General features: G+C 53.9%; 2 protein-coding genes. Both read right to left on the bottom strand.

Going from position 1 to position 1,154, the window contains the following annotated elements:
• Positions 1–216: 216 nt before the first annotated feature.
• On the bottom strand, positions 217–882 hold the full coding sequence (locus ACOCD2_RS21035; protein ID WP_293650475.1) for a cytochrome b/b6 domain-containing protein: 666 nt from the start codon (positions 880–882) through the stop codon (positions 217–219).
• A gap of 69 nt (positions 883–951) precedes the next feature.
• Positions 952–1,154: hypothetical protein (locus ACOCD2_RS21030; RefSeq protein ID WP_293675249.1), on the bottom strand; the 203-nt coding region annotated here is incomplete at its 5' end.

The following is a 1,154-nucleotide window of genomic DNA, read 5'->3' as shown; positions in this document are numbered from 1 at the left end:
ATGAATGTCATTGGCAGTTCACCCCTTGGGTGAAATCATGAAAATCACTGGAACTGCAATTTTACGCGATTATCATCGGGCGAACGACTTTCAGGTGGCTGCCGAAGTCACGGATTCAGGAATAAAATAGATCAGAAAAAGCGACGGGAAAAGAGGAGGAGGGGCAGAATCAAACCCTGCTTTGACAGGGATCAAATTTTTCCCCTACTGCCGGGCTTACGGCTTATTGATGGTTTTCTTGAGGCTGTCCAGTGATATGACAGTGCTGCTTTGTGGCGTTTCAGGCTGCTGGGATTCGATGATAAAGATGCGATGGCCGTTGACCATGGCTGAGATGTCCGATCCCGTGTCCTTGGCGTCGTGGAAAAAGCTGGCGAGAATATGAAGGAGTGTGAACAGGCTGATGACCTGGAATCCTAGTATATGCATCTGGCGGATGCTCAGTTCACCCAGCAGGGTGATCTGGTTGAGAAGCAGCAGTCCGCTGAAAATCTGCAAAAGCAGGATGGCGAAGAGTAAGAGATAGAGCGGCGCCCACAGGGGGTTATGTGCATACCATTTTGGCAGGGGGATCTTTCCCAGCGATAGATAGGAGCGCAATACCTGCCACCCCTGCCTCAGCTGGTGCCGGTTCGGCAGCAGGTTTTTCAGCAGGTCATTGCTCTTGCCCAGCAGCAACAGCCACAAACGAATGGTAAGGACGGCAATGAGCACTGCAGCCCCGACGTAGTGTGCGTCATCCAGGTTGTCGGCCTTTTCCGGTATCCAGGTGATGAGCCAGCCGCTGAAGAGCAGCACCAGCACGGACAGGGTCATGCCCCAGTGACACCAGCGCAAGGTCTTGCTCCAGATCAGCCGGCGTCGGATTTCAGGCTGTTTCATGTGAATATCTGTGCTTCGGAAAAGGATTCCGTAGTATAGCGGGATACCTGCAGGCTGTCCGACCAGTAATTAAAACTTGGTAAACCACCGCCTGTGGCGGTGAGACACGAAAAGGCTCTGCCGTACCGGCGTGCGAAGTAAGAAAATGGCCTCCTTCGCTGCCAGCCATGGAGAGCGAAGCGAAGGCTGGTAGACCCCAGTAGCCGCGAGGCCGCACTGTTTTCCCGGCGTGCCTTGCGCCAGAGGGAAAACAAAGTAGGCCTCCGAACGCG

This window comes from Thiolapillus sp. (assembly GCF_048562965.1).
GTDB lineage: Bacteria > Pseudomonadota > Gammaproteobacteria > Chromatiales > Chromatiaceae > Thiolapillus > Thiolapillus brandeum_A.
The sequence above is the reverse complement of the archived record's forward strand: the minus strand, read 5'-3'. Positions and strand labels throughout refer to the sequence as shown.